1 protein-coding gene and 1 pseudogene are annotated in these 1,039 nt (G+C 77.4%); both read right to left on the bottom strand.

Annotated features, from left to right (window positions below):
* A partial coding sequence (locus HUW36_RS33385) for a saccharopine dehydrogenase family protein (protein WP_174531644.1) occupies positions 1-685 on the bottom strand: 685 nt, incomplete at its 3' end.
* 31 nt (positions 686-716) lie between these two features.
* Positions 717-1,039, bottom strand: a pseudogene (locus HUW36_RS33380) (glutathione-dependent formaldehyde dehydrogenase); the annotation flags it as partial.

The raw sequence follows: 1,039 nt of genomic DNA, 5'->3' as shown, positions 1-1,039 counted from the left end.
ACGCGCGGACCCGGCCCACCTTGCCGGGCACCGCCCGCACCCGCCGCCCCTCCGGCCGCGGCTCCACCGCCCGGCGGGCCCGGGCCGCCCGGCTGGCCTCGCCGGTGCGGGAGAACGCGGTCAGGGCCGAGTGGTACGTGCCGGCGGAGAAGCGGCCACCGGCCCGCACGTAGCCGTCCACCGTGACCGGGCCGTCGGCGGGAAGCTGCTTGACCGTGTACCAGACGCCCAGGTCGTGCGGGATCGAGTCGAAGCCGCAGGCGTGCACCAGGCGCGCGCCGGTGCGCACCGCCTCGGCGTGGTGCCGCACGTACATGAGGTCGACGAACTCCGGCTCGCCGGTGATGTCGAGGTAGTCGGTGCCGGCACCGGCGCAGGCGGCCACCAGCGGGGCGCCGTGGTGCACGTACGGCCCGACGGTGGTGGCGACCACTCGGGCGCTCTCGGCCACCGCCCGCAGTGACGCCGGGTCGGTCACGTCCGCGGTGAGCAGGGGCAGGTCCGCCAGGCCGGGGTCGATGGCGGCCAGCCGGTCGCGTACGGCGGCGAGCTTGGCCGGGTTGCGCCCGGCGAGCGCCCAACGCAGCCGGTCCGGCGCGTGCCGGGCCAGGTACTCCGCGGTCAGGCCGCCGGTGAAGCCGGTGGCGCCGAACAGGACGAGGTCGTACGGACGGTCTGCGCGCATCCGCCGAGTGTGCCATCCGCGCCCGCCCGGATCACGGGGTGAAGGCCACCCGGACGCAACCGTCGGCCCGGTCCCGGAACAACGCGTACCCGTCGACGCCCCGCTCCAGCGGCATCCGGTGGGTGGCCAGGTGCTCGGTCACCAGCTCGTCGCGGGCCATCCGGCCCAGCAGCTCGGGGATGGCGCCCGGTCCGGCCCGCCGGCCGCCGCGCACCACCAGACCCTTCTCCGCCACCGCGCCGACCGGGAACCGGTCGACGAACCCGGCCCCGCCGTCGAGCACCACCACCGTGCCGCCCTTGCGGCAGGCGTGCACCGCCTCGCGCAGCGCCACCCCGCCGTCCGGCTCGCCGG

The sequence above is a fragment of the Micromonospora maritima genome (assembly GCF_902825405.1).
GTDB lineage: Bacteria > Actinomycetota > Actinomycetes > Mycobacteriales > Micromonosporaceae > Micromonospora > Micromonospora maritima.
Note: the sequence above shows the minus strand (reverse complement) of the source record. Positions and strands in the feature narration are given on the sequence as shown.